Raw genomic sequence first — 22,879 nt, 5'->3', positions numbered from 1 at the left:
TCTCGATCAGGGCTTTTTTTTATCCGGCGTCAGCGCTCAGTTACAGGCCATTGGCAGCCTTGAACTCGCGACGACGACGGTGCAGAACCGGCTCGGTGTAGCCGTTCGGCTGCTTCGTTCCTTCGACCACCAGTTCGACCGCCGCCTGAAAGGCGATGTTGCTGTCGAAGTTGGGAGCCAGTGGACGGTACAGCGCGTCGTTGGCGTTCTGACGGTCAACCACCGGCGCCATGCGCTTGAGGCTTTCCATGACCTGATCTTCGGTGACGATGCCGTGGCGCAGCCAGTTGGCGATGTGCTGGCTGGAAATCCGCAGCGTCGCACGGTCTTCCATCAGGCCGATGTCATTGATGTCCGGCACTTTCGAGCAACCGACGCCTTGGTCGATCCAGCGCACCACGTAACCGAGAATGCCCTGGGCGTTATTGTCCAGTTCGTTCTTGATCTGCTCGGCAGTCCAGTCTGGATTGACGGCCAACGGAATGGTCAGGATGTCATCCACCGAAGCGCGCGCACGTTTGGCCAGTTCGGCCTGACGGGTGAACACGTCGACCTTGTGGTAGTGCAGCGCGTGCAGCGCAGCAGCGGTCGGCGACGGAACCCAAGCGGTGTTGGCGCCGGCCGTCGGGTGAGCGATTTTCTGTTCGAGCATCGCTGCCATCAGGTCCGGCATGGCCCACATGCCTTTACCGATCTGGGCACGACCTTGCAGGCCGGTACTCAAACCGATATCGACGTTCCAGTTCTCGTAGGCGCCGATCCATTTCTCAGCCTTCATGTCGGCCTTGCGTACCATCGGGCCGGCTTCCATGGAGGTGTGGATTTCATCGCCGGTACGGTCGAGGAAACCGGTGTTGATGAACACTACACGCTCGCTGGCGGCCTTGATGCAGGCCTTGAGGTTGATCGTGGTACGACGCTCCTCGTCCATGATCCCGACTTTGAGGGTGTTGCGCGCCAGGCCCAACACGTCTTCGATGCGACCGAACAGCTCGTTGGTGAACGCCGCTTCTTCCGGTCCGTGCATCTTTGGCTTCACGATATAGACCGAGCCAGTACGGCTGTTCTTACGCGAGTTGTTGCCGTTGAGGCTGTGGATCGCCGCAAGGCTGGTGACCAGACCGTCGAGGATGCCTTCCGGCACTTCATTGCCATCCTTGTCGAGGATTGCGTCGATGGTCATCAGGTGACCGACGTTGCGCACGAACAACAGCGAACGACCGTGCAGGCTCAGTTCTTTACCATCGACACCGGTGTAAGTGCGGTCGGCGTTCATGGTGCGGGTAAAGGTCTGACCGCCCTTGGAGACTTCTTCCGACAGATCGCCCTTCATCAGGCCAAGCCAGTTGCGGTAGATCACCACTTTGTCATCGGCATCGACGGCGGCGACGGAGTCTTCGCAGTCCATGATGGTGGTCAGCGCGGCTTCCATCAGGATGTCTTTGACACCGGCAGCGTCGGTCTGGCCGACCGGGGTGCTGGCGTCGACCTGGATTTCGAAGTGCAGGCCGTTGTTCTTCAGCAGGATCGCGGTCGGTGCAGCTGCATCGCCGTGGAAACCGATCAGTTGGGCATCATCGCGCAAGCCGGTGTTGCTGCCGCCTTTAAGGGCGACCACCAGTTTGCCGTCAACGATCTTGTAGGCGGTGGAATCGACGTGAGTGCCGGCAGCCAACGGCGCCGCTTCATCGAGGAAGGCGCGGGCGAAGGCGATGACCTTGTCACCGCGAACCTTGTTGTAGCCTTTGCCTTTTTCCGCGCCGTCAGCCTCGCTGATGGCGTCGGTGCCGTAGAGCGCGTCATACAGCGAACCCCAGCGGGCGTTCGAGGCATTGAGCGCGAAGCGGGCGTTCATCACCGGAACCACAAGCTGCGGACCGGCCATGCGGGCGATTTCGTCATCGACGTTTTGCGTCGTTGCCTGGAAATCAGCCGCTTCTGGCAGCAGATAACCGATGTCTTGCAAGAAGGCTTTATAGGCCACGGCGTCGTGTGGTTGACCGGCACGGGATTGGTGCCAGCCATCGATACGAGCCTGGATATCATCGCGTTTGGCGAGTAGGGCTTTGTTCTTCGGCGCCAGGTCATGAATGACCTTGTCGGCACCGGCCCAGAACTTATCGGCGGTGAGGCCGGTACCGGGAATGGCTTCGTTGTTCACGAAGTCGAACAGGACTTTGGCGACCTGCAGGCCCCCGACTTGAACGTGTTCAGTCATTGCTTGCCTCACTCTGCTCAGCTATTTTGCTTTTCAGCTCTTCAATTTTGACAATGAAGCCTCTGGCCATTTAAACCACAAACCCGTCTGCCAGTACATGCCCGTTCGGGCGGCTGGGTTCGGTCCAATCAACGGCTTGGATGCCTTGCTGACGGGGCTTTCAGGGTTGCGACTGTGCCTGTGGCAGACATCGATTCAACGTTATGTAGTGCGCGCTGCGGCATACTACATGATGAAATGCGGTTGTGAAAATTAGACCAATTACGTCGTACTGCGACCCCATGACGCATTGCGGTCACGTCGGGGAGCGGGATGTTCTCAAAAAACCATTAGATTGTTCCAGTTAAATATAAAAACTTGTACACATAATCTTCGGTTCACTGCTATGGCGCTTTGGTTTTCCGAGGCTCCGAGCCGATTCCCGCCCCTTGCCTATACTTGGTCTTCTATAACAAAAGTCATGACAAGAGGGCTGCGCCATGGACCACCTCGTACTCACTGTATTCGCTCCAGACAAGCCAGGGCAGGTCGAGCGCATCGCCCAGTGCATCGCCGAGCACGGCGGTAACTGGCTGGAAAGTCGGATGTCACGCATGGCCGGGCAGTTCGCCGGGATTCTTCGCGTGGGCGTCCCGGCCGAGGCCTACGATGAACTGGTGGATGCCCTACAGGCGTTGTCCGCTCATGGCATTCGCGTGCTGATTGCCGAAAGCGGCATCGAGCAATCGTGCACCTGGAAACCGATTGCCATGGAATTGGTGGGCAATGACCGCCCTGGGATCGTACGCGACATCACGCGTCTGCTGAGTGAGCAGGGGGTGAACCTGGAGCGTCTGGTGACCGAAGTACGTCCGGCGCCGATGAGCAGCGAGCCTTTGTTTCACGCTGAAGCGATTCTCGCCGTGCCGCTGACGCTGTCTCTGGACGTGCTGCAATCGCGACTGGAAACCCTGGCGGACGATTTGATGGTCGAATTGGTACTGCGCAGTGAACCCTGAAGAGGTTATCCAAGTTATACGTGCACCTGCCTGTGGATAACCTGTAGAGACAGCCCGCCAGGCCCCGTCGGCCGGGGCTCTTCAGATTCTGATCAAAAAACCAGCAGTTTCAACAAGTTGCGCACAAACGCCGGGGATCAGGCTGTGGATAACCTTGGGAAGGATCGATACAGGCCACATAGAACGTGGCCCGTGGAGATTTGTACGTTTTTTGATCAGCGGCGGCGACGCATACTTATCACCGCATCGACGCTGTAAACCGCCAGACCAGCCCAGATAAAGATGAACGCCACGAGGGTGCTGGATGACAAGTGTTCATCAAACAGCAGAACGGCTTGCAGCAATACCAACGTCGGCGCTAAGTACTGGAGAAATCCCAGCGTCGTGTAAGGCAAATGCCGTGCAGCGGCGTTGAAACACACCAGCGGCACCAACGTCACCGGACCGGCGGCCACCAGCCACCAGGCTTCGGACGTGGTCCAGAATTCGGCTTGAGCGCTGCTCGCGGTGGGGTTGAACAGCAACCACGCGACGGCAATCGGCACCAGCATCCAGGTTTCCACCACTAGCCCCGGCAACGCTTTGACCGGTGCCTGCTTGCGGATCAGTCCGTAAAAACCGAAGGTCAGCGCCAGCACCAGGGACACCCACGGCAGGCTGCCGACTTGCCAGACCTGTTGCGCAACGCCGATCGCCGCGAGTCCAACCGCCAGCCATTGCATGCGCCGCAGTCGTTCGCCGAGGATCAACATGCCCAAGAGCACGTTCACCAGCGGGTTGATGTAGTAACCAAGACTGGCTTCAAGCATGCGCCCGTTGTTCACCGACCAGACGTAGGTCAGCCAGTTGGCCGCAATCAGCGTGCCGCTCAGGGCCAGGATCGCCAGGCGTTTCGGGTTGTCACGCAACTCGCGCCACCAGCCCGGATGTTTCCACACCATCAGCAGCAAGGCGCCGAACAGCGCGGACCAGAGCACGCGGTGGATGATGATCTCCACGGCGGGCACGTTGGCGATGGCTTTGAAGTAGAGCGGGAAAAGTCCCCAGATGATGTAGGCACTCAGGCCCAGGATGTACCCGCGACGCGGGTTGGCGGCTTGCATGCAGAATCCTTGCTTAGGCAGCTAACAAAGAGGGAATTGTAAGGCGGTTGTATAGACGTGTCGCTTCTGAATGCAAAAGATCGCAGCCTTCGGCAGCTCCTACAGAGTGATTGCGTACACCGTGTAGGAGCTGCCGAAGGCTGCGATCTTTTGATCTTGACATTAAAAAAGCTTCAATGGCTCTTCGTTGAGCGCAGCCAATTGCTCGCGCAACGCCAACACTTGATCACCCCAATATCGCTCCGTGCCGAACCACGGAAAACTGTGCGGGAATGCCGGGTCGTCCCAGCGGCGGGCGAGCCAGGCGCTGTAGTGCATCAGGCGCAAGGCGCGCAGCGGTTCGATCAACGCCAGTTCCCGCGGATCGAAGTCGTGGAACTCACTGTAGCCGTCCATCAATTCCGACAACTGACCGAGACATTCCTGACGATCACCCGCCAGCATCATCCAGATGTCCTGCACCGCCGGGCCCATGCGACAGTCGTCCAGGTCGACGATGTGGAACATCTCGTCGCGGCACATCATGTTGCCGGGGTGGCAGTCGCCGTGCATGCGGATGTTCTTGTGCGGCGTAACGTTGTAGACCTCTTCCACACGCTTGAGCAGGTCGCGGGCCACTGACTCGTAGGCTGGCAGCAAACTGCGCGGTATGAAATTGCCTTCGAGCAATGTCGTCAGCGAGTTATGACCGAAGTTCTTCACGCCCAGCGCTTCGCGGTGTTCGAACGGCTTTGTAGCGCCGACGGCGTGCAGGCGACCGAGCAGTTGCCCCAGGCGATACAGCTGATCGAGATTGCCAGGCTCTGGCGCACGGCCACCACGGCGGGGGAACAGGGTGAATCGGAAACCGGCGTGTTCATGCAGGCTGGCACCGTTGTGAATCATCGGCGCGACCACCGGCACGTCGCACTCGGCGAGTTCGAAGGTGAATTGGTGCTCTTCGAGAATCGCTTCGTTGGTCCAGCGCTGCGGACGGTAGAACTTGGCGATCAGCGGCTCGGAGTCTTCGATGCCGACCTGATAGACACGGTTCTCATAGCTGTTGAGCGCCAGAATGCGCGCGTCGCTGAGAAAGCCGATGCTTTCGACGGCATCGAGCACGAGGTCTGGGGTGAGGGTTGCAAACGGGTGGGCCATGCTGACTCCTGCGCGCGGCAGGCTGCCGCGTCCGGCCAAGCATGGTAGCGCAGACGGGGCTTCTTTAGTGGGATCGTTCCCACAGAGCGTGGGAACGATCATCAAGAGGTCCGATCAGGCGCCGACGATCCCGCCATCTTCCCGGGAAATCGCCATCACCGAAGACCGCGGCTTGCCATTCGGCAGATGCTCAGGGAACGTCGACCCGCCGTTCTCCCCCGGATGCTGAATCCCGACAAACAAGGTCTTCTGGTCGGGCGAGAAACTGATCCCCGTCACCTCACAGCCCACCGGCCCGACCATGAAGCGCCGAATCTCCCCGGTTACCGGGTCAGCGCAGAGCATCTGATTGTTGCCCATGCCCGCGAAATCACCGGCATTGCTCGAGTCGCCATCGGTTTGAATCCACAACCGTCCGGCATCATCGAAAGCCAACCCATCCGGGCTGTTGAACATGTTCTGTGGCGTGATGTTCGATGAACCGCCCTTCGGCGTGCCGGCGTGGATGCCCGGGTTACCGGCGACCACGAACAGATCCCAGGCAAAGCTTTTGGCACCGTGATCGTCACGGTCGGTGCGCCAGCGCAGAATCTGCCCATAGACGTTTTTCTCGCGCGGGTTGGGTCCGCCCACCGGCTGGCCATCCTCGCCACGCTTGGCGTTGTTGGTCAGCGTGCAATACACCTGGCCATCCTTGGGGCTGACGACGATCCACTCCGGACGGTCCATGCGCGTGGCTTTCACCACCGTGGCCGCGAGGCGCGCGTGAATAAGCACTTCGGCCTGACTGGCAAAGCCGCTGCCGGCGTCGAGGCCGTTTTTGCCGTGGGTCAGCTCGATCCACTCGCCTTGGCCTTTCGGGTGATCGGCATTGCCGTCACCCGCGTCGAAACGCGCCACGTACAAGGTACCGTGGTCCAGCAGGTCGCGGTTGGCCTTGGGGTTTTTGTGGTTGATCTTGTCGCGGCTGACGAATTTGTAGATGAACTCGCCGCGCTCGTCGTCGCCCATGTACACCACGGCGTGACCGTCATTGGTTTCGGCAAGGGCGGCGTTTTCATGTTTGAAACGACCCAGCGCGGTGCGTTTGACCGGCGTCGATTGCGGGTCGAACGGATCGATTTCCACCACCCAGCCGTGCCGGTTGAGTTCGTTGGGGTTTTTCGCCAGGTCGAAGCGCTCGTCGTGCGGGTGCCAGTTGATCTCTTTGCTGGCCGCCACCGTGCCGTAGCGTTTCTGCGCGGCGTCGAACTTTTGCTCGGCATTGCTGCTGCCGAAGCAGTCGGTGAAGTTTTCTTCGCAGGTCAGATATGTGCCCCACGGCGTCTTGCCGTTGGCGCAGTTCTGGAAGGTGCCAAGGACGTTCTTGCCGTGTGGGTCGGCACTGGTTTTCAACAGCTCGTGGCCGGCGGCCGGGCCGCTCAGGCTGATCGGCGCGTTGCCGTGAATGCGCCGGTTGTAGCGCGAGCCCTCGACGAAATGCCACTGGCCGTTCTTGCGCTGCACTTCGATCACTGACACGCCTTCACAGGCCAACGCCTTGCGCACGTCTGCAGCCGACTGCGGCATGCCGCCGTGAGCGTAGAGGTAGCGATAGTTGGTGTATTCGTTGTTGATCGCCATCAGCGCCCGGTTGTTGTCATCGGGGAATTCGAACAGGCTCATGCCGTCGTTGTTATCGCCGAACTGGATTTCCTGATGCTCGGCCGTGCCGTTGCCACTTGGGTCGAACGCCGGGCCGTTCTTCTGCAGAGGCTGCCCCCAGCTGATCAACACCGAAGATTTGTAGCCTGGCGGCAGGCTGATGGCGTCGCTGGTGGCGGCGGAAATACTGTCAAAACCCAACAGTTTGCTGGAGCCGGCGCTGACGCTGGCGGCCAGCACGCTGCGGCTCAGCAGGTTGCCACCCAGGAACATCGCTGCACCGCAAAGGGCACCGGCGCTGATGAAGCCTCGACGGCTGAGGCCGACCATTTTCTCGAGGTCGGTGGATTGGTTGTCTTCTAATAGGCTCACATCAGGCTCCCTGCGGGTTTTTGCAGTCACCTTAAAGCGCGTTAATGACGCTAATGTTTCAGAGCGGTGTACCGAGCAAGATGTTGGAAGGCGCGAACTGCACCCGCACCGGTTTATCGGCGGTGAGGCCGAGGGTTTTCAAGTGCAGCGGTTCGGCCAGCGCGCAGAGTGTCTGGCCATTGGGCAGGCCGATGCGTACTTCGCTGGGGCCGTCCTCGGCGTCGAGAATTTCTTCGATGATGCCCACCAGGCAATTGTGTCCCGGCGTTGCGTCGTCCTCGATACCCAGCAGGTCGAGCCAGCCAGCCTTGATCAGGGCGACCACTTCGGTGCCGGTTTCCAATTCCAGCCGCAGAGTGCTGTCGTGGGTAATCTGCGCATCGATGGTCAAGCCTTCAGGCAGTTCAAGTCGAATGCAGTCGTTGCGTCCCTGGGCTTCGATCGCCACAACCTTGCCGTGCAATTGATTGCGCGCGCTGGTTCTGAGCATCAGCCGACCGAGCAGGTCCAGATCGCTGGCATCTTCTGCGGCTTCCAGCACCTGAGCCTGCAAGGCTTGCAGCTTTTGATACAGGCGCAATACGCGCTCGCCTTCGCAGGAGAGTTTGGCGCCGCCACCGCCCTTACCGCCGACACTGCGCTCCACCAACGGCTTTTGCGCGAGGTTGTTCAACTCATCGATGGCGTCCCAGGCCGCTTTGTAACTCAGTCCCGCGCTTTTGGCGGCGCGGGTGATCGAGCCCTGTTCGGCGATGTGCTGCAGTAACGCGATGCGCTGTGGACGACGGGCGATGTGCTGGGATAACAACGTAGGCAAGGACATGGCAAGACGCTTTGGGCTGTGGCGATGGGAAGGACGTTGGCGGCTTGGGGCCCGGGAGTCAAGTCAGGGCGCATCGCCGGGTTTGGGTGTGCGGGCCAGGCAATAGACGTCCACCCGCGCGGCGCCGGCGTCCATCAACAGCCGAGCGAGGGCCTGGGCTGTGGCGCCGGTGGTGAGCACGTCGTCGACCACTGCCAAATGTCGACCCTTGATGGACGTACCGGGCGCCAAAGTGAAGGCATTGCGCAGGTTTTTTTTGCGGGCGTCGGCATTCAGGTCCTGTTGCGCGCGGGTGTCCTGAATCCTCAACAGCAGCGTTTCATCACAAGGAATGTCGAGGCTGGCGCTAAGCCAGCGGGCCAGCATCGCGGCCTGATTGAAACCCCGTTGACGCAGGCGCCTGGCGGCCAGCGGCACCGGGACCAGAGCGTCGGGCCGTTCTAGATCCTCATCGAAGCGATTTTGCAGGAATTGCGCGAGAAGTTCGGCGAGCAGGCGGCCAAACGGCCACTTCGCAGAATGTTTGAAGCGCATGATCAACGTGTCCACCGGAAAGCTGTACGTCCATGGCGCGGCCACTCGCTCGAAGGCGGGCGGTTGTTTCAGGCATTGGCCGCAGGTCAGGCCAGCGGCGGGCAACGGCAGAGCGCAGGTTTGGCAATGATCGCCAAGCCAGGGCAACTCCATTTCACAGGCCATGCAGATCGGCGTGCTTTCATCGGCCGCTTCTGCGCAGAGCAGGCAAGATTGTTTGTTTTTTAACCAGATGTAAACCGGTCCATCGTATCGTGGTTGACAGCGCATCGCTCTTCCTTAAATATGCCGAACATCCGTGTCGCGTCTGTGGGTATTCCATTCCCCAGCCGCAAGCCATGCATAAAACAAGGAAACGCCCATGAGCGCCAGCACCACTGCAACCCTGCGTCATGACTGGTCTTTGGCCGAAGTCAAAGCACTCTTCGTTCAGCCATTCAACGACCTGTTGTTTCAGGCGCAGACGGTGCACCGCGCACATTTCGACGCGAACCGGGTCCAGGTGTCGACACTGTTGTCGATCAAAACCGGCGCCTGCCCGGAAGATTGCAAATATTGCCCGCAGTCCGGTCACTACAACACCGGCCTGGAAAAAGAAAAACTGATGGAAGTGCAGAAGGTCCTCGAAGAGGCCGCTCGCGCCAAGGCCATCGGATCTACCCGTTTCTGCATGGGCGCGGCGTGGAAACATCCGTCGGCCAAAGACATGCCGTACGTACTGGAAATGGTCAAAGGCGTAAAAGCCATGGGCCTGGAAACCTGCATGACCCTCGGTCGTCTCGACCAGGACCAGACCGTCGCCCTGGCTCAGGCGGGTCTCGACTACTACAACCACAACCTCGATACCTCGCCTGAGTTCTACGGCAGCATCATCACCACCCGTACTTACAGCGAGCGCCTGCAAACCCTGGCCTATGTGCGTGATTCGGGAATGAAGATCTGCTCCGGTGGCATTCTCGGCATGGGCGAGTCGCTTGATGACCGCGCCAATCTGCTGATCCAACTCGCCAACCTGCCAGAGCATCCTGAGTCGGTGCCAATCAACATGCTGGTGAAAGTCGCCGGTACGCCGCTGGAAAACGCCGACGATATCGACCCGTTCGACTTCATCCGCATGCTTGCTGTCGCCCGCATCCTGATGCCGCAATCCCACGTGCGCCTGTCCGCCGGCCGCGAAGCGATGAACGAGCAGATGCAGGCCCTGGCGTTCTTCGCCGGTGCCAACTCGATTTTCTACGGCGATAAATTGCTGACCACCGCCAACCCGCAGGCCGACAAGGACATGCAACTGTTCTCGCGACTGGGCATCCTGCCGGAAGCGCGCGAAGAGCACGCTGACGAAGTCCATCAGGCCGCGATCGAACAAGCGCTGGTTGAGCAGAAGAGCAGCGAGCAGTTTTATAACGCTGCTGTTTGATCCCACATTGGATTGTGCCCAACCTTGGATTATGTAATCTGACTGCCCGAGCCGAGGCCTGCATGTCTTTCGATCTCGCCGCACGCCTTGCTGCCCGTCGTGCCGAAAATCTTTATCGACATCGCCCATTGCTCCAAAGCCCTCAAGGGCCGGAAGTGGTGGTTGATGGTCAGCCGTTGCTGGCGTTTTGTAACAACGACTATCTGGGCCTGGCCAATCACCCGCAAGTGATCGAAGCCTGGCGCGCCGGGGCAACCCGTTGGGGCGTCGGCGGCGGGGCGTCGCATTTGGTCATCGGCCACAGCAGTCCGCATCACGCGCTGGAAGAAGCCTTGGCTGATCTGACCGGCCGTCCGCGTGCGTTGCTTTTCACCACGGGTTACATGGCCAACCTCGGCGCAGTCACTGCGTTGGTGGGGCAGGGTGACACGGTGCTGGAAGACCGGCTCAATCACGCGTCGTTGCTGGATGCGGGGCTGTTGTCCGGTGCGCGCTTCAATCGATACCTGCACAACGACGCAACGAGTCTGGCCAAGCGTCTCGAAAAGGCGACCGGCAACACCCTGGTCGTCACCGACGGCGTGTTCAGCATGGACGGCGACATCGCTGACTTGCCGGCGCTGGCTCGGGAGGCAAAAGCCAAAGGTGCATGGTTGATGGTCGATGACGCTCACGGGTTTGGTCCACTGGGTGCCCATGGCGGCGGGATCGTCGAGCATTTCGGCCTGAGTCAGGAAGACGTGCCGGTATTGGTCGGCACCCTGGGCAAGGCGTTCGGTACGGCCGGGGCGTTTGTGGCGGGCAGCGAGGAACTGATCGAGAGCCTGATCCAGTTCGCCCGTCCCTACATTTACACCACCAGTCAGCCGCCGGCGCTGGCCTGCGCAACGCTGAAAAGCCTTGAGCTGCTGCGTAGCGAACACTGGCGACGTGAACATCTGAAAACGCTGATTCGCCAATTCCGCCACGGTGCCGAGCAGATCGGCCTGGAGTTGATGGACAGCTTCACGCCGATCCAACCGATCATGATCGGCGATGCCGGGCGTGCGGTTCGACTGTCGCAGATGTTGCGCGAGCGCGGTCTGATGGTGACGGCGATCCGTCCACCGACCGTGCCTGCGGGCAGCGCCCGACTGCGTGTGACCCTGACCGCTGCGCACAGCGAGGCGCAGGTGCAGCTATTGTTAAATGGACTGGCCGATTGTTTTCAACAACTGGGACCGGAGCCAAGCCATGCGTAATCGTTTGATTCTGCTGCCCGGCTGGGGCCTCGGTATTTCGCCGCTGGAACCTTTGGCCGCCGCATTACAGGGGCTGGATGAACACCTGCAGGTCGAGATCGAACCGTTGCCAGAGTTGGTGTCGAGCACGCTTGAAGAATGGCTCGATGAACTCGATTCGACGGTGCCACAGGATGCCTGGCTCGGCGGCTGGTCCCTGGGCGGCATGCTCGCTTCCGAGTTGGCGGCGCGACGTGGTGATCGTTGCTGCGGCTTGCTGACCCTGGCGAGCAATCCTTCGTTTGTCGCCCATGAGCAATGGCCGAGCGCGATGCCCGGTGAGACCTTCGATGCGTTTCTGGCGGGTTGTCACACCGATCCGCGCGTGACGTTGAAACGCTTTTCGCTGCTCTGTGCCCAAGGCGCTGAAGACCCACGCGGGTTGTCGCGGCTGTTGCTCGGTGGCGCGCCACACACGTCGCCTGATGTGCTGATGAGCGGCCTGGAGTTGCTCGCACAACTGGATACCCGCGAGGCATTACAAGCATTCCGCGGCCCGCAACTGCATTTGTTCGCCGGCCTCGACGGACTGGTTCCGGCCGAAGCGGCAGGGGACCTGCTGGCGTTGTTGCCGGATGTCGAAATCGGTCTGATTGAGCAGGCCAGTCACGCGTTTCTTCTGGAAGACCCCCACGGTGTGGCGGGGGCGATTCAGGCCTTTTTGCATGAGTTCGGTGATGACTGATTTATCCCTTCCTAACCTGCCTGGCGGTTTGCCCGACAAACGCCAGGTGGCGGCGTCCTTTTCCCGCGCGGCGGCGAGCTACGACAGCGTGGCCGAATTGCAGCGTGATGTTGGCAGTGAATTGTCGAGTCGTTTGCCAGCGGACTTTGTGCCGGGTGTCTGGCTGGATCTGGGCTGCGGCACCGGGCATTTCAGTCGTGCATTGGGTGAGCTATTTCCTGGCAGTAACGGACTGGCATTGGATATCGCCGAAGGCATGGTTAATCACGCCCGGCCTTTGGGTGGTGCGACGCATTTCATCGCAGGCGATGCCGAGCGGTTGCCGTTGCAGGATTCAACCTGCGATTTGATCTTCTCCAGCCTGGCGGTGCAGTGGTGTGCAGACTTCGCCTCGGTGCTCAGTGAGGCGCATCGGGTGCTGAAACCGGGCGGAATTTTCGCGTTTGCTAGTCTGTGCGTGGGCACGTTGTTTGAGCTGCGTGACAGCTGGCGTCAGGTGGACGGCATGGTGCACGTCAACCGCTTCCGCGAGTTCGGGGTTTATCAACAGCTGTGCGCGGCCAGCGGTTTGAGCGTCGCGAGCCTGGAAACCCGGCCGCACGTGTTGCATTACCCGGATGTGCGCAGCCTGACCCATGAACTCAAGGCACTGGGCGCGCACAACCTGAACCCCGGTCGACCGGGTGGTTTGACCGGCAGGGCGCGGATCCTCGGCTTGGTCGAGGCTTATGAGCAATTTCGTCAGGCCGAAGGTCTGCCGGCGACTTATCAAGTGGTGTACGCCGTTTTGGAGAAACCCTAATGAGCGCAGCGTATTTCATCACCGGCACGGACACTGATGTCGGCAAGACCACCATTGCCGCAGGCTTGCTGCATGCCGCGCGGTCGGCGGGATTGAGTACGGCGGCGGGCAAGCCGGTCGCCTCCGGTTGCGATGTGACGCCCAAGGGCTTGCGCAACGCCGATGCATTGGCGTTGCTGGCGGAGTGCTCGGTGCCTTTGACTTATGCACAGGTCAACCCTGTGGCGCTCGAACCCGCCATCGCTCCGCATCTGGCGGCACGGGAGGCCGGTGTGGCATTGACGGTGCAATCATTGTTGGCGCCAATGCGGGAGATCCTCGATATGCAGGCGGATTTCACCTTGATCGAAGGTGCTGGAGGCTGGCGGGTGCCTTTGGCAGATCAGGACAATCTGTCGGACTTGGCGATGGCGCTGGATCTGCCGGTGATTCTGGTGGTGGGTGTGCGTCTGGGTTGCATCAACCATGCGCTGCTGACGGCCGAGGCAATTGCTTTGGACGGTTTGCAGTTGGCGGGGTGGGTGGCCAATATCATCGATCCGAAGACTGCGCGTCTGGAGGAAAACCTTGCGACCCTCGCTGAGCGGATCCCGGCACCGTGCCTGGGGCGGGTGCCGAAACTCAAGTTGGTGACCGCCGAGGCGGTGGCCGAGCATCTTCAACTGGATTTGCTGGACTGAAGTTTTTTGGCTGGGGTTTTAACTATGACAAGGCATTGTGCCATTAGTGTTTTTGTCGGGCCTTTTGCCGGTGGGTCTGGTTCAATGGCCGCTGTTGATCCTTTGCAAGGACGAGCTCTCCCATGGAAATCTCAGGAAACACCGCTTTTTATGCCGGTCTGAGCACTATTCAGACAGGGCAAAACCGTGTCGATCAAGCCTCTGGCCAGATCGCCAACACTACGATCGAGCGCTCTGTGACCAGCCAGTCTTCCGAGGCTCAGGTTGATCGTCTGCGTTCAGTCGATCGCAGTCAGCAGTCGGACTTGGCCAGTAACATGGTCGAGATGTCCCAAGGCAAATTTCAGGTTGAGCTGGGTGTCATAGTCGCCAAAGCATCCGACGAAGTGCTCGGTACGTTGATCGATACGTTCGCCTGATCCCTCGCTCAATTCGCTTCTTTGACGCCGCGACTTTTCGCGGCGTTTTTCCGCGTAAGTCTTTCTCGCTCAACTAATCTTTCCTGCACAGCGTGTTGCTCAGTCGACGGTGTTGCCCTGCGCTGTGCCCGGTATTCCCATGGCGTGATGACGAATGGCAAAAGATCGGCGCTTGACAAGCTTTAGGCGCAAACGTATGTTTCAAACAACTGTTTGACCGCCACAATAAATCAACGCGGTCGTTCATTCCCGGTTACATCAGCAGAGGTTTATCGCTATGCCTGACTACAAGGCCCCCTTGCGTGATATTCGCTTCGTTCGTGACGAGCTGCTCGGCTACGAAGCGCACTATCAGAGCCTTCCGGCTTGCCAGGACGCAACTCCAGACATGGTTGACGCCATTCTCGAAGAAGGCGCCAAGTTTTGTGAGCAGGTGCTGGCTCCGCTGAACCGCGTGGGTGACACCGAAGGTTGCACCTGGAGCGAGTCCGGCGTTAAAACCCCGACCGGCTTCAAAGAAGCCTACAAGCAATTCGTCGAAGGCGGCTGGCCTAGCCTGGCCCACGACGTAGAGCACGGCGGCCAGGGCTTGCCGGAGTCTCTGGGTCTGGCGGTCAGTGAAATGGTTGGCGAAGCCAACTGGTCGTGGGGCATGTACCCAGGCCTGTCCCATGGCGCGATGAACACCATTTCCGAGCACGGCACGCCTGAGCAGCAAGAGGCTTACCTGACCAAACTGGTTTCCGGCGAGTGGACCGGCACCATGTGCCTGACCGAACCGCACTGCGGCACCGACCTGGGCATGCTGCGCACCAAGGCCGAACCTCAGGCCGACGGTTCCTACAAAGTATCCGGCACCAAGATCTTCATCTCGGCCGGCGAACACGACATGGCCGACAACATCGTTCATATCGTGCTGGCACGCCTGCCGGATGCACCGGCTGGCACCAAAGGCATTTCGCTGTTCATCGTTCCAAAGTTCATGCCGAACGAAGACGGTTCGATCGGCGCTCGCAACGCCGTGACCTGCGGTTCCCTGGAACACAAGATGGGCATCCACGGTAACGCCACCTGCGTGATGAACTTCGACGCGGCCACCGGTTTCCTGATCGGCCCGGCGAACAAAGGCCTGAACTGCATGTTCACCTTCATGAACACCGCACGTCTGGGTACGGCGCTACAAGGTCTGGCTCACGCCGAGATCGGCTTCCAGGGCGGCCTGAAATACGCTCGCGATCGTCTGCAAATGCGCTCCCTGACCGGCCCGAAAGCGCCAGAAAAAGCCGCCGACCCGATCATCGTTCACCCTGATGTACGTCGCATGCTGTTGACCATGAAGGCCTTCGCCGAAGGTAACCGTGCGATGGTTTACTTCACCGCCAAGCAAGTCGACATCGTTAAATACGGCGTAGACGAAGAAGAGAAGAAGAAAGCCGACGCATTACTGGCGTTCATGACGCCAATTGCCAAAGCCTTCATGACTGAAGTCGGCTTCGAGTCCGCCAACCACGGCGTACAAATCTATGGCGGCCACGGCTTCATCGCCGAGTGGGGCATGGAGCAGAACGTTCGCGACAGCCGCATTTCGATGCTGTACGAAGGCACCACCGGTATCCAGGCACTCGACCTGCTGGGCCGTAAAGTGCTGATGACTCAAGGCGAGGCTCTGAAAGGCTTTACCAAGATCGTTCACAAGTTCTGCCAGACCAACGAAGGCAACGAAGCGGTCAAAGAGTTCGTCGAGCCATTGGCTGCGCTGAACAAAGAGTGGGGCGAGCTGACCATGAAGGTCGGTATGGCGGCCATGAAAGACCGCGAAGAAGTCGGCGCGGCGTCGGTGGACTACCTGATGTACTCCGGTTACGCCTGCCTGGCTTATTTCTGGGCTGACATGGCGCGTCTGGCTGCCGAGAAACTGGCTGCCGGTACCACCGAAGAGGCGTTCTACACCGCCAAGCTGCAGACTGCGCGCTTCTACTTCCAGCGCATCCTGCCGCGTACTCGCACTCATGTTGTCACCATGCTGTCGGGCGCCAACAACCTGATGGACATGAAAGAAGAGAACTTCGCGCTGGGCTACTAAGCCTTAACGCAGTTCTTAAAAAAGCCGCTGCTTCCTCGGGAGCAGCGGCTTTTTTGTGCGCGATATCAACGCGTAAATATTCCTGACTAAAACGCTAAGAAGAACGCCTTCGCTGCCGTTAAAGAGGATGGCGATGTGACATGCTGCTCAAGGAGCAGGCACAATGCCATCTTTGTTTGCCGGGTCGGAGCTTTACCCTTGCCGCGTTCTTCCGCTGTACGTTTCAGCCATTTCCTACCGTCATTAGTGCTTTTGCTTGCGGGGCTTGCGGCTGCGTACGTGAAGGATCTGAACGTCTTTTTCACCTCGCTGTTCAACGTACTGCCAACGCTGGTGTTGTTGCTCGGCGGTGCTTACTGCGCGGTTTACCGACGTCAGCGTGAGCTGTTTCTGATGGTCACGGTGTACATTGCCTACTTCCTGCTCGACACCCAAACTGATTACTACCGCGACAATGGCAAAGTCCGTGAAGACGCCGCGGTGGTCTTCCATCTGTGCTGCCTGTTGCTGCCGCTGCTCTTTGGCTTGTTCGCCGCCTGGCAGGAGCGCACCCACTTGTTCCAGGACATGGTGGCGCGCTTCGCGGTGTTGCTGGCCTTCGGTAGCGTGGCGTTGGGGCTGGAACAAAGTTACCCACAGGCGCTGTTGATGTGGCTGTCGGAGATCCGTTGGCCAGCCTTGCATGGCGCCTGGATGAGCTTGATCCAGTTGTCTTATCCAGTGTTCATCGCCTCGTTTGCGTTACTGGCCTGGCAATACTGGCGCAACCCGAGACCCTTGCATGCTGCCCAATTGGTGGGCTTGCTCGGGTTGTTCTGGATGTTGCCGAAAACGTTCATCCTGCCGTTCACTCTGAACATCATGTGCAGTCAGGTGATGTTGATGATTGCCGCAGCGGTCGCCCATGAGGCCTATCAAATGGCCTTCCGTGACGAGCTTACCGGTCTGCCGGGCCGCCGCGCCTTGAACGAGCGGATGCAGCGGTTGGGGCGCAATTACGTGCTGGCAATGAGCGACGTCGACCACTTCAAGAAATTCAACGACACCCACGGCCACGATGTCGGCGACCAGGTGCTGCGACTTGTCGCCAGCAAACTGTCGAAAATCGGCGGAGGCGGTAGGGCATATCGCTACGGCGGTGAGGAATTCGCCCTGGTGTTCGCGGGCAAGACCCTTGAAGAGTGCATGCCGCACCTGGAAGTCATCCGCGAGTCCATCGCCACCTACAACATTCAGCTGCGCAATCCGGACAGCCGCCCCCAGGACGACCAGCAAGGTCGACAGCGCCGGGCGGGTTCGGGCGCCTCAAGTGTGTCGGTCACCGTCAGTATTGGTGTCGCCGAACGACTGGACCAGCGTACCCCCGAAAAAGTGCTCAAGTCCGCTGACGAGGCGCTCTACAGCGCCAAGGGTGCGGGGCGAAACTGCGTGGTGGCGTTCGGTCAGAACCGCCGTGGCGCGGTGCGCATGGACGCCGCTGATGATTGAGTGATGATGACGCATTCAGCGTCTGGACTGTGATTGTGAGGGCGGGTGTGCGGCAGTAGGTTTGGGGAATCTGCTGCCGGAGAAATGACCATGCCTGAGTACAAAGCTCCCCTGCGCGACATGCGCTTTTTGATCGACCACGTCTTCGATTTTCACAGCAACTACGCCGCGCTGGGCGCCACCGATGCCAGCCCGGACATGGTTAATGCGATCCTCGAAGAAGGTGCCAAATTCTGTGAGAACATTCTCGCACCGCTGAACCGCAGCGGCGACGAAGAAGGCTGCCATTTCGACAATGGCGTGGTCACGACGCCTACAGGCTTCAAGCAGGCATTCGCACAATACGTTGAAGGCGGCTGGCATGGCCTGGCGGCTGATCCGGTTTACGGTGGCCAGGGTTTGCCGAGTTCATTGGGGCTGGTCATCAGCGAAATGGTCGGCTCCAGCAACACCTCCTGGGGCATGTACCCCGGCCTGACCCACGGTGCGATGTCGGCAATCCACGCCCATGGCACTGAAGAACAAAAACAGACGTACTTGAGCAAACTCACCGCCGGCCAATGGACCGGCACCATGTGCCTGACCGAAGCCCATTGCGGCACCGACCTAGGCATCATCAAAACCCGCGCGGTGCCTGCGGCCGATGGCAGTTACGCGATCTCCGGCAGCAAGATTTTCATCTCCGCCGGCGAGCACGACTTGAGCGACAACATTATTCACCTGGTGCTGGCGAAACTGCTGGATGCTCCGGCCGGTACCAAGGGCATTTCGCTGTTTATCGTTCCTAAATTCCTACCCAATGACGAGGGGGAGGCGGGAGAGCGCAACGGCGTTTCTTGCGGCTCGATCGAACACAAAATGGGCATCAAGGCTTCAGCCACCTGCGTACTGAACTTCGACGACGCCAAGGGCTTCTTGATCGGTGAGCCGAACAAGGGTCTGAACTGCATGTTCACCATGATGAACCATGCTCGGCTGGGCACCGGCATGCAGGGTTTGTGTCTGGGGGAGGCAAGCTTTCAGGGCGCGATCAAGTACGCCAACGACCGCCTGCAGATGCGCTCGCTGACCGGCCCGAAAGCGCCGGAAAAAGCCGCCGATCCAATCATTGTTCATCCTGACGTGCGCAGGATGTTGCTGACCATGAAGGCCTTCAACGAAGGCAACCGGGCGCTGACTTATTTCACCGCGCAGTTGCTGGACGTGGCGCATCTGAGCCCGGATGAAACGGCGCGTCAGGAAGCCGAAGACCTGCTGGCGTTCCTCACGCCGATCTGCAAAGCCTTCATGACCGATACCGGGCTGGAAGTGACCAACCACGGCATGCAGGTGTTTGGTGGTCACGGATTCATCCGCGAGTGGGGCATGGAGCAACTGGTTCGTGACTGCCGGATCGCACCCATCTATGAAGGCACCAACGGCATTCAGGCGCTGGACTTGCTTGGAAGAAAAGTCCTCGGCAGCCAAGGGAAATTGCTGCGCGGCTTCACTAAAATCGTCCACAAGTTCTGTGCGGAAAACGCCGGACATCCACAACTCGCCAGCTACGTTGCGCAGCTCAACGACCTGAATCAGCAGTGGGGAGAGGTGACCACCAAGGTCGGTATGGCCGCGATGAAAAATCCGGATGAAGTGGGCGCGGCTTCGGTGGATTACCTGATGTACAGCGGTTACATCATCCTCGGCTATCTGTGGCTGCGCATGGCGTTGGTCGCTCAGGCACAGCTCGATTCGGGCAGTGGCGATGCCGATTACTGCCAGGCAAAACTGGCGACCAGCGAGTTTTACTTCAAACGTTTGCTGCCACGCACGGCTGCTCATCGCGCGGCCATCGAGGCGGGCAGCGATTGCCTGATGAAGTTGCCTGCGAAATTGTTCGCGCTATAGTTTTTCAAACCGTCGGAAAAGAGCCCGCCTAGCTGCGGGCTTCTTTAATGGCCAGATTTTCAGTGACTAAAAATAACAAAATGGTCATGTGCTGACCCTATGTGTCGTAAAAGTTGTTGGGTTACACTCGAACCCAACGAAAGCATCACTCCTACGAATCACCTGTTTAGATCTTGCGAGGTTTGCCATGGCTGACTACAAAGCGCCCCTGCGCGATATGCGCTTCGTCCTCAATGAGGTTTTCGAGGTCGCCAAACTCTGGGCCGAACTGCCTGCGCTGGCCGAGACTGTCGATGCAGAAACCGTTGAAGCCATTCTTGAAGAAGCCGGCAAGGTCACCAGCAAAAGCATCGCGCCCCTGAGCCGTGCGGCTGACGAAGAAGGTTGCCATTGGGCGGACGGTGCCGTCACCACGCCGGCCGGTTTCCCACAGGCTTATCAGACTTACGCTGAAGGCGGTTGGGTCGGTGTCGGTGGCGATCCGACCTACGGCGGCATGGGCATGCCCAAGGCTGTTTCGGCTCAGGTCGAAGAAATGGTCAACTCCGCCAGCCTGTCGTTCGGCCTGTATCCGATGCTGACCGCGGGTGCGTGCCTGTCGATCAATGCCCACGCCAGCGAAGCGCTGAAAGCCGCGTACCTGCCGAACATGTACGCCGGTGTCTGGGCCGGTTCGATGTGCCTGACCGAATCGCACGCCGGTACTGATCTGGGCATCATCCGCACCAAGGCCGAACCTCAGGCCGACGGTTCCTACAAAGTCAGTGGCACCAAGATCTTCATCACCGGTGGTGAGCACGATCTGACCGAAAACATCATCCATCTGGTGCTGGCCAAACTGCCGGATGCGCCGGCGGGTCCGAAAGGCATTTCGCTGTTCCTGGTGCCGAAGTTCATGGTCAACGCCGATGGCACTCTCGGTGCGCGTAACCCTGCCAACTGCGGTTCGATCGAACACAAGATGGGCATTCAGGCGTCCGCGACCTGCGTGATGAATTTCGACGAGGCCGTGGGTTACCTGGTCGGCGAGCCGAACAAAGGCCTGGCGGCGATGTTCACCATGATGAACTACGAACGTCTGGGCGTTGGTATCCAGGGCCTGGCCACCGGCGAGCGCTCCTACCAGAACGCCGTCGAATACGCTCGCGACCGTCTGCAAAGCCGTTCGCCGACCGGCGCGCAGAACAAGGACAAGGTCGCTGACCCGATCATCGTCCACCCAGACGTGCGTCGTATGCTGCTGACCATGAAAGCCTCGAACGAAGGCGGTCGTGCCTTCTCGACCTACGTGGCCATGCAACTGGACACCGCCAAATTCAGTGAAGACGCCACGACCCGCAAACGCGCGGAAGACCTGGTGGCCTTGCTGACCCCGGTGGCCAAGGCATTCCTGACCGACCTCGGTCTGGAAACCACGGTTCATGGCCAGCAGATTTTCGGCGGCCACGGTTACATCCGTGAGTGGGGCCAAGAGCAACTGGTTCGCGACGTGCGCATCACTCAGATCTACGAAGGCACCAACGGCATTCAGGCGCTGGACCTGGTAGGACGCAAGATCGTCGGCACCGGCGGGGCGTTTTACAACCTGTTTGCTGACGAGATCCGTCATTTCACCGCGACCGCCAGCGCTGACCTGGTGGAGTTCACCAAACCGCTGAACGATGCGGTGACCACCCTCGACGAACTGACCGCCTGGTTGCTCGACCGGGCGAAAAACAACCCGAACGAAATCGGTGCGGCCTCGGTCGAGTACCTGCAAGCCTTCGGTTATGTGGCGTACGCCTACATGTGGGCACTGATGGCCAAGGCTGCCTTGGGCAAAGAAGCGCAGGACGATTTCTACGCAAGCAAGCTGGGCACGGCGCGGTTCTATTTCGCACGCCTGCTGCCGCGTATTCACTCATTGAGCGCGTCGGTGAAGGCCGGCAGCGAGTCGTTGTTCCTGCTGGACGCAGGACAGTTCTGACAATGTAACGTCGTGTAAGCATTTTCTTACATGACGTGCTGCTCTTCTCCCATAGATGAAGATTGGATCCACGGCTAATCTACTTCACATGGACGTCGCGCAGGAAGCGCAAAGCAACAACACGGACACGTAGGATTCTGCCAGGACGGTGGAGTGAAATGGATGTCAGGGAAACAGTCTGCAAAGCCCCGCTTCGGCGGGGTTTTCTTTTACCTGCAGAAAAGTGTTCAGCCCATATCATCCAGTGTTGCCGAGCTGCTCAAACGCCCCTCCGAACTCTTCATCACTTCTTCCAGCAACGTACGCCATAAGGCCAGCGAGGCTTGTTGTCGCTGCACATCTCGACACACCAATCCGACTTTCAGCGGTCCCGCGGCTCGGCAGTGCCGCAAAGGGATTGCCGTCTGATCAGACCCGCCCTACACGAATTCCCGAACCGTCTCGCGGTACAACGCATCGCCCCATGCCTATTCTTTTGGCGTGGGGCGTTTTTTTGTCTCTGCGTTTTGCCAAACGCATTTCAGTGCTTGAGCGGTAGCGGGATCAATGGTTTTTTAAAAGGACCGGCAAGGAATGCCGGTGCCGGTGAAACAACATTGTTGTGGAACTGGCTTTGAGTTCTATACCACTGAGTGGTATGTTTCTGGAAGGGATGCCGATGCCACCAAGGTTATTCAAGACAAAGCGTTTTGCGATGCAGGCCGGAAAGGCCTGGGTCGGTGATGATGAGCTTCGGGAGGCATTCACCGAAATGCTCAATGGCCAGGCGGACAATCTCGGCGGCGGGGTTTGGAAGAAGTGCTTGAATGCCAATCGCCATCGATCGATTGTTCTGGCAAGGGGTGGGCATTACTGGATTTATCAGTTGCTGTTTGCAAAGAAGGATCGGAGCAATATCAATTTTGCGGAGCCTACAGAATTGCGCGGTTTAGCCAAGGTCTATGGCGCATTGACCGAGATGCAAGTCCAGCACTTGCTGGACGCTAAGGAGTTTGTGGAGATATCCCATGAGTAAAAAATTCAAAAGTGAAGTATTTGAATCGATACACGAATCGGCCAGTGCCTTGTTTGCCATCGGTGCAATCAGCAAGGCAACCATGCGTGAATTCGATGATTCGTGCCTTGCAACGGTTCCAGACGCGATCCCCGCTGAGCAGATCAAAGCGCTACGTGAGCGCAACAATGTCAGCCAACCGGTGTTCGCGCGTTATCTGAACACCAGCGCCTCGACGATTAAACAATGGGAAGCGGGAGACAAGCACCCCAGTGGCATGGCGCTGAAGTTGCTGAGCATCGTTCAGAAACACGGTCTTGAGATACTGGCCTGAAGAGCCGCACTGAAC

At 59.1% G+C, this 22,879-nt stretch carries 19 protein-coding genes and 1 pseudogene; 13 read left to right on the top strand and 7 right to left on the bottom strand.

The features are described from left to right. Positions 1-40: 40 nt before the first annotated feature. Positions 41-2,218: a malate synthase G gene (locus ACYZTU_RS26680; RefSeq protein WP_461966734.1), complete on the bottom strand. Its 2,178-nt coding sequence runs from the start codon at positions 2,216-2,218 to the stop codon at positions 41-43. Between the two features lie 479 nt (positions 2,219-2,697). Here ACYZTU_RS26680 and ACYZTU_RS26675 point away from each other — a divergent pair, with 479 nt between their 5' ends. After that, positions 2,698-3,216 (top strand): glycine cleavage system transcriptional repressor, encoded by a 519-nt coding sequence (locus tag ACYZTU_RS26675; RefSeq protein WP_007947710.1) that lies wholly within the window; start codon positions 2,698-2,700, stop codon positions 3,214-3,216. Positions 3,217-3,431: 215 nt separating this feature from the next. Here ACYZTU_RS26675 and rarD read toward each other — a convergent pair whose 3' ends face one another. The 5 genes from rarD to ACYZTU_RS26650 all read right to left on the bottom strand — a co-directional run bounded on the left by rarD (position 3,432) and on the right by ACYZTU_RS26650 (position 9,099). Beyond that, on the bottom strand, positions 3,432-4,319 hold the full coding sequence (gene rarD, locus ACYZTU_RS26670; protein WP_461966732.1) for an EamA family transporter RarD: 888 nt from the start codon (positions 4,317-4,319) through the stop codon (positions 3,432-3,434). A 162-nt stretch (positions 4,320-4,481) separates the two neighbouring features. Continuing rightward, the gene (locus ACYZTU_RS26665; RefSeq protein ID WP_461966730.1) at positions 4,482-5,456 is read right to left on the bottom strand and encodes a serine/threonine protein kinase; all 975 of its coding nucleotides are present in this window, start codon (positions 5,454-5,456) and stop codon (positions 4,482-4,484) included. Between the two features lie 114 nt (positions 5,457-5,570). Continuing rightward, positions 5,571-7,472: a PhoX family protein gene (locus ACYZTU_RS26660; RefSeq protein ID WP_461966728.1), complete on the bottom strand. Its 1,902-nt coding sequence runs from the start codon at positions 7,470-7,472 to the stop codon at positions 5,571-5,573. Positions 7,473-7,530: 58 nt separating this feature from the next. Beyond that, the gene (locus ACYZTU_RS26655; RefSeq protein ID WP_461966726.1) at positions 7,531-8,295 is read right to left on the bottom strand and encodes a TOBE domain-containing protein; all 765 of its coding nucleotides are present in this window, start codon (positions 8,293-8,295) and stop codon (positions 7,531-7,533) included. A gap of 63 nt (positions 8,296-8,358) precedes the next feature. Next, positions 8,359-9,099, bottom strand: a complete 741-nt coding sequence (locus ACYZTU_RS26650) for a ComF family protein (RefSeq protein WP_461966724.1) — start codon at positions 9,097-9,099, stop codon at positions 8,359-8,361. Positions 9,100-9,190: 91 nt separating this feature from the next. On the opposite strand from ACYZTU_RS26650, the gene bioB reads away from it, so the two are divergent. From bioB to ACYZTU_RS26600, 10 genes are all read left to right on the top strand, one after another. Further along, positions 9,191-10,246 (top strand): biotin synthase BioB, encoded by a 1,056-nt coding sequence (gene bioB / locus ACYZTU_RS26645; RefSeq protein ID WP_461966722.1) that lies wholly within the window; start codon positions 9,191-9,193, stop codon positions 10,244-10,246. A 62-nt stretch (positions 10,247-10,308) separates the two neighbouring features. Then, complete coding sequence (gene bioF / locus ACYZTU_RS26640; protein ID WP_461966720.1) at positions 10,309-11,487, top strand: 8-amino-7-oxononanoate synthase; 1,179 nt, start codon at positions 10,309-10,311, stop codon at positions 11,485-11,487. Next, a complete protein-coding gene (locus tag ACYZTU_RS26635) occupies positions 11,480-12,211 on the top strand; it encodes an alpha/beta fold hydrolase (RefSeq protein WP_461966718.1) in 732 nt (243 codons plus the stop codon). The genes bioF and ACYZTU_RS26635 overlap by 8 nt, the downstream gene beginning before the upstream one ends. Next, positions 12,204-13,013, top strand: coding sequence for a malonyl-ACP O-methyltransferase BioC (gene bioC, locus ACYZTU_RS26630; RefSeq protein ID WP_461966716.1), 810 nt, complete (start codon positions 12,204-12,206; stop codon positions 13,011-13,013). Before ACYZTU_RS26635 ends, bioC begins: the two co-directional genes overlap by 8 nt. After that, positions 13,013-13,693, top strand: coding sequence for a dethiobiotin synthase (bioD, locus tag ACYZTU_RS26625; RefSeq protein ID WP_461966714.1), 681 nt, complete (start codon positions 13,013-13,015; stop codon positions 13,691-13,693). The genes bioC and bioD overlap by 1 nt, the downstream gene beginning before the upstream one ends. A gap of 122 nt (positions 13,694-13,815) precedes the next feature. Continuing rightward, a complete protein-coding gene (locus ACYZTU_RS26620; protein WP_449645292.1) occupies positions 13,816-14,112 on the top strand; it encodes a pyrroloquinoline quinone biosynthesis protein PqqE in 297 nt (98 codons plus the stop codon). A gap of 277 nt (positions 14,113-14,389) precedes the next feature. Continuing rightward, positions 14,390-16,195 (top strand): phenylacyl-CoA dehydrogenase, encoded by a 1,806-nt coding sequence (locus ACYZTU_RS26615; protein WP_282381406.1) that lies wholly within the window; start codon positions 14,390-14,392, stop codon positions 16,193-16,195. Positions 16,196-16,393: 198 nt separating this feature from the next. Next, entirely contained in the window at positions 16,394-17,683 is a 1,290-nt protein-coding gene (locus ACYZTU_RS26610; RefSeq protein ID WP_461966712.1) for a GGDEF domain-containing protein, read from the top strand. A 90-nt stretch (positions 17,684-17,773) separates the two neighbouring features. Further along, positions 17,774-19,570, top strand: a complete 1,797-nt coding sequence (locus ACYZTU_RS26605) for an acyl-CoA dehydrogenase C-terminal domain-containing protein (RefSeq protein WP_461966710.1) — start codon at positions 17,774-17,776, stop codon at positions 19,568-19,570. Between the two features lie 187 nt (positions 19,571-19,757). Next, a complete protein-coding gene (locus tag ACYZTU_RS26600; protein WP_461966708.1) occupies positions 19,758-21,536 on the top strand; it encodes an acyl-CoA dehydrogenase C-terminal domain-containing protein in 1,779 nt (592 codons plus the stop codon). 227 nt (positions 21,537-21,763) lie between these two features. On the opposite strand, the pseudogene ACYZTU_RS26595 reads toward ACYZTU_RS26600, so the two are convergent. Beyond that, a pseudogene (locus tag ACYZTU_RS26595) lies at positions 21,764-21,904 on the bottom strand (LysR family transcriptional regulator); the annotation flags it as partial. Positions 21,905-22,194: 290 nt separating this feature from the next. Between ACYZTU_RS26595 and ACYZTU_RS26590 the strand changes: the two are divergent. Both ACYZTU_RS26590 and ACYZTU_RS26585 read left to right on the top strand, forming a co-directional pair. Continuing rightward, positions 22,195-22,551 (top strand): type II toxin-antitoxin system RelE/ParE family toxin, encoded by a 357-nt coding sequence (locus ACYZTU_RS26590; protein WP_461971171.1) that lies wholly within the window; start codon positions 22,195-22,197, stop codon positions 22,549-22,551. After that, positions 22,544-22,864, top strand: coding sequence for a helix-turn-helix domain-containing protein (locus ACYZTU_RS26585; protein WP_461966706.1), 321 nt, complete (start codon positions 22,544-22,546; stop codon positions 22,862-22,864). The genes ACYZTU_RS26590 and ACYZTU_RS26585 overlap by 8 nt, the downstream gene beginning before the upstream one ends. Positions 22,865-22,879: the final 15 nt, after the last annotated feature.

The organism is Pseudomonas sp. HLT2-19-2 (assembly GCF_054898005.1).
This window is presented reverse-complemented; position numbering and strand designations above follow the sequence as displayed.

What these genes read in the sequence shown, in the direction of transcription:
- ACYZTU_RS26620 (WP_449645292.1), top strand. Translation starts at nt 13,816, where the DNA reads ATGGAAATCTCAGGAAACACCGCTTTTTATGCCGGTCTGAGCACTATT.
- ACYZTU_RS26635 (WP_461966718.1), top strand. Translation starts at nt 11,480, where the DNA reads ATGCGTAATCGTTTGATTCTGCTGCCCGGCTGGGGCCTCGGTATTTCG.
- ACYZTU_RS26585 (WP_461966706.1), top strand. Translation starts at nt 22,544, where the DNA reads ATGAGTAAAAAATTCAAAAGTGAAGTATTTGAATCGATACACGAATCG.
- ACYZTU_RS26605 (WP_461966710.1), top strand. Translation starts at nt 17,774, where the DNA reads ATGCCTGAGTACAAAGCTCCCCTGCGCGACATGCGCTTTTTGATCGAC.
- bioD (WP_461966714.1), top strand. Translation starts at nt 13,013, where the DNA reads ATGAGCGCAGCGTATTTCATCACCGGCACGGACACTGATGTCGGCAAG.
- ACYZTU_RS26680 (WP_461966734.1), bottom strand. Translation starts at nt 2,218, where the DNA reads ATGACTGAACACGTTCAAGTCGGGGGCCTGCAGGTCGCCAAAGTCCTG.
- ACYZTU_RS26600 (WP_461966708.1), top strand. Translation starts at nt 19,758, where the DNA reads ATGGCTGACTACAAAGCGCCCCTGCGCGATATGCGCTTCGTCCTCAAT.
- ACYZTU_RS26615 (WP_282381406.1), top strand. Translation starts at nt 14,390, where the DNA reads ATGCCTGACTACAAGGCCCCCTTGCGTGATATTCGCTTCGTTCGTGAC.
- rarD (WP_461966732.1), bottom strand. Translation starts at nt 4,319, where the DNA reads ATGCAAGCCGCCAACCCGCGTCGCGGGTACATCCTGGGCCTGAGTGCC.
- bioB (WP_461966722.1), top strand. Translation starts at nt 9,191, where the DNA reads ATGAGCGCCAGCACCACTGCAACCCTGCGTCATGACTGGTCTTTGGCC.
- ACYZTU_RS26655 (WP_461966726.1), bottom strand. Translation starts at nt 8,295, where the DNA reads ATGTCCTTGCCTACGTTGTTATCCCAGCACATCGCCCGTCGTCCACAG.
- ACYZTU_RS26665 (WP_461966730.1), bottom strand. Translation starts at nt 5,456, where the DNA reads ATGGCCCACCCGTTTGCAACCCTCACCCCAGACCTCGTGCTCGATGCC.
- ACYZTU_RS26590 (WP_461971171.1), top strand. Translation starts at nt 22,195, where the DNA reads ATGCCACCAAGGTTATTCAAGACAAAGCGTTTTGCGATGCAGGCCGGA.
- bioF (WP_461966720.1), top strand. Translation starts at nt 10,309, where the DNA reads ATGTCTTTCGATCTCGCCGCACGCCTTGCTGCCCGTCGTGCCGAAAAT.
- bioC (WP_461966716.1), top strand. Translation starts at nt 12,204, where the DNA reads ATGACTGATTTATCCCTTCCTAACCTGCCTGGCGGTTTGCCCGACAAA.
- ACYZTU_RS26675 (WP_007947710.1), top strand. Translation starts at nt 2,698, where the DNA reads ATGGACCACCTCGTACTCACTGTATTCGCTCCAGACAAGCCAGGGCAG.
- ACYZTU_RS26650 (WP_461966724.1), bottom strand. Translation starts at nt 9,099, where the DNA reads ATGCGCTGTCAACCACGATACGATGGACCGGTTTACATCTGGTTAAAA.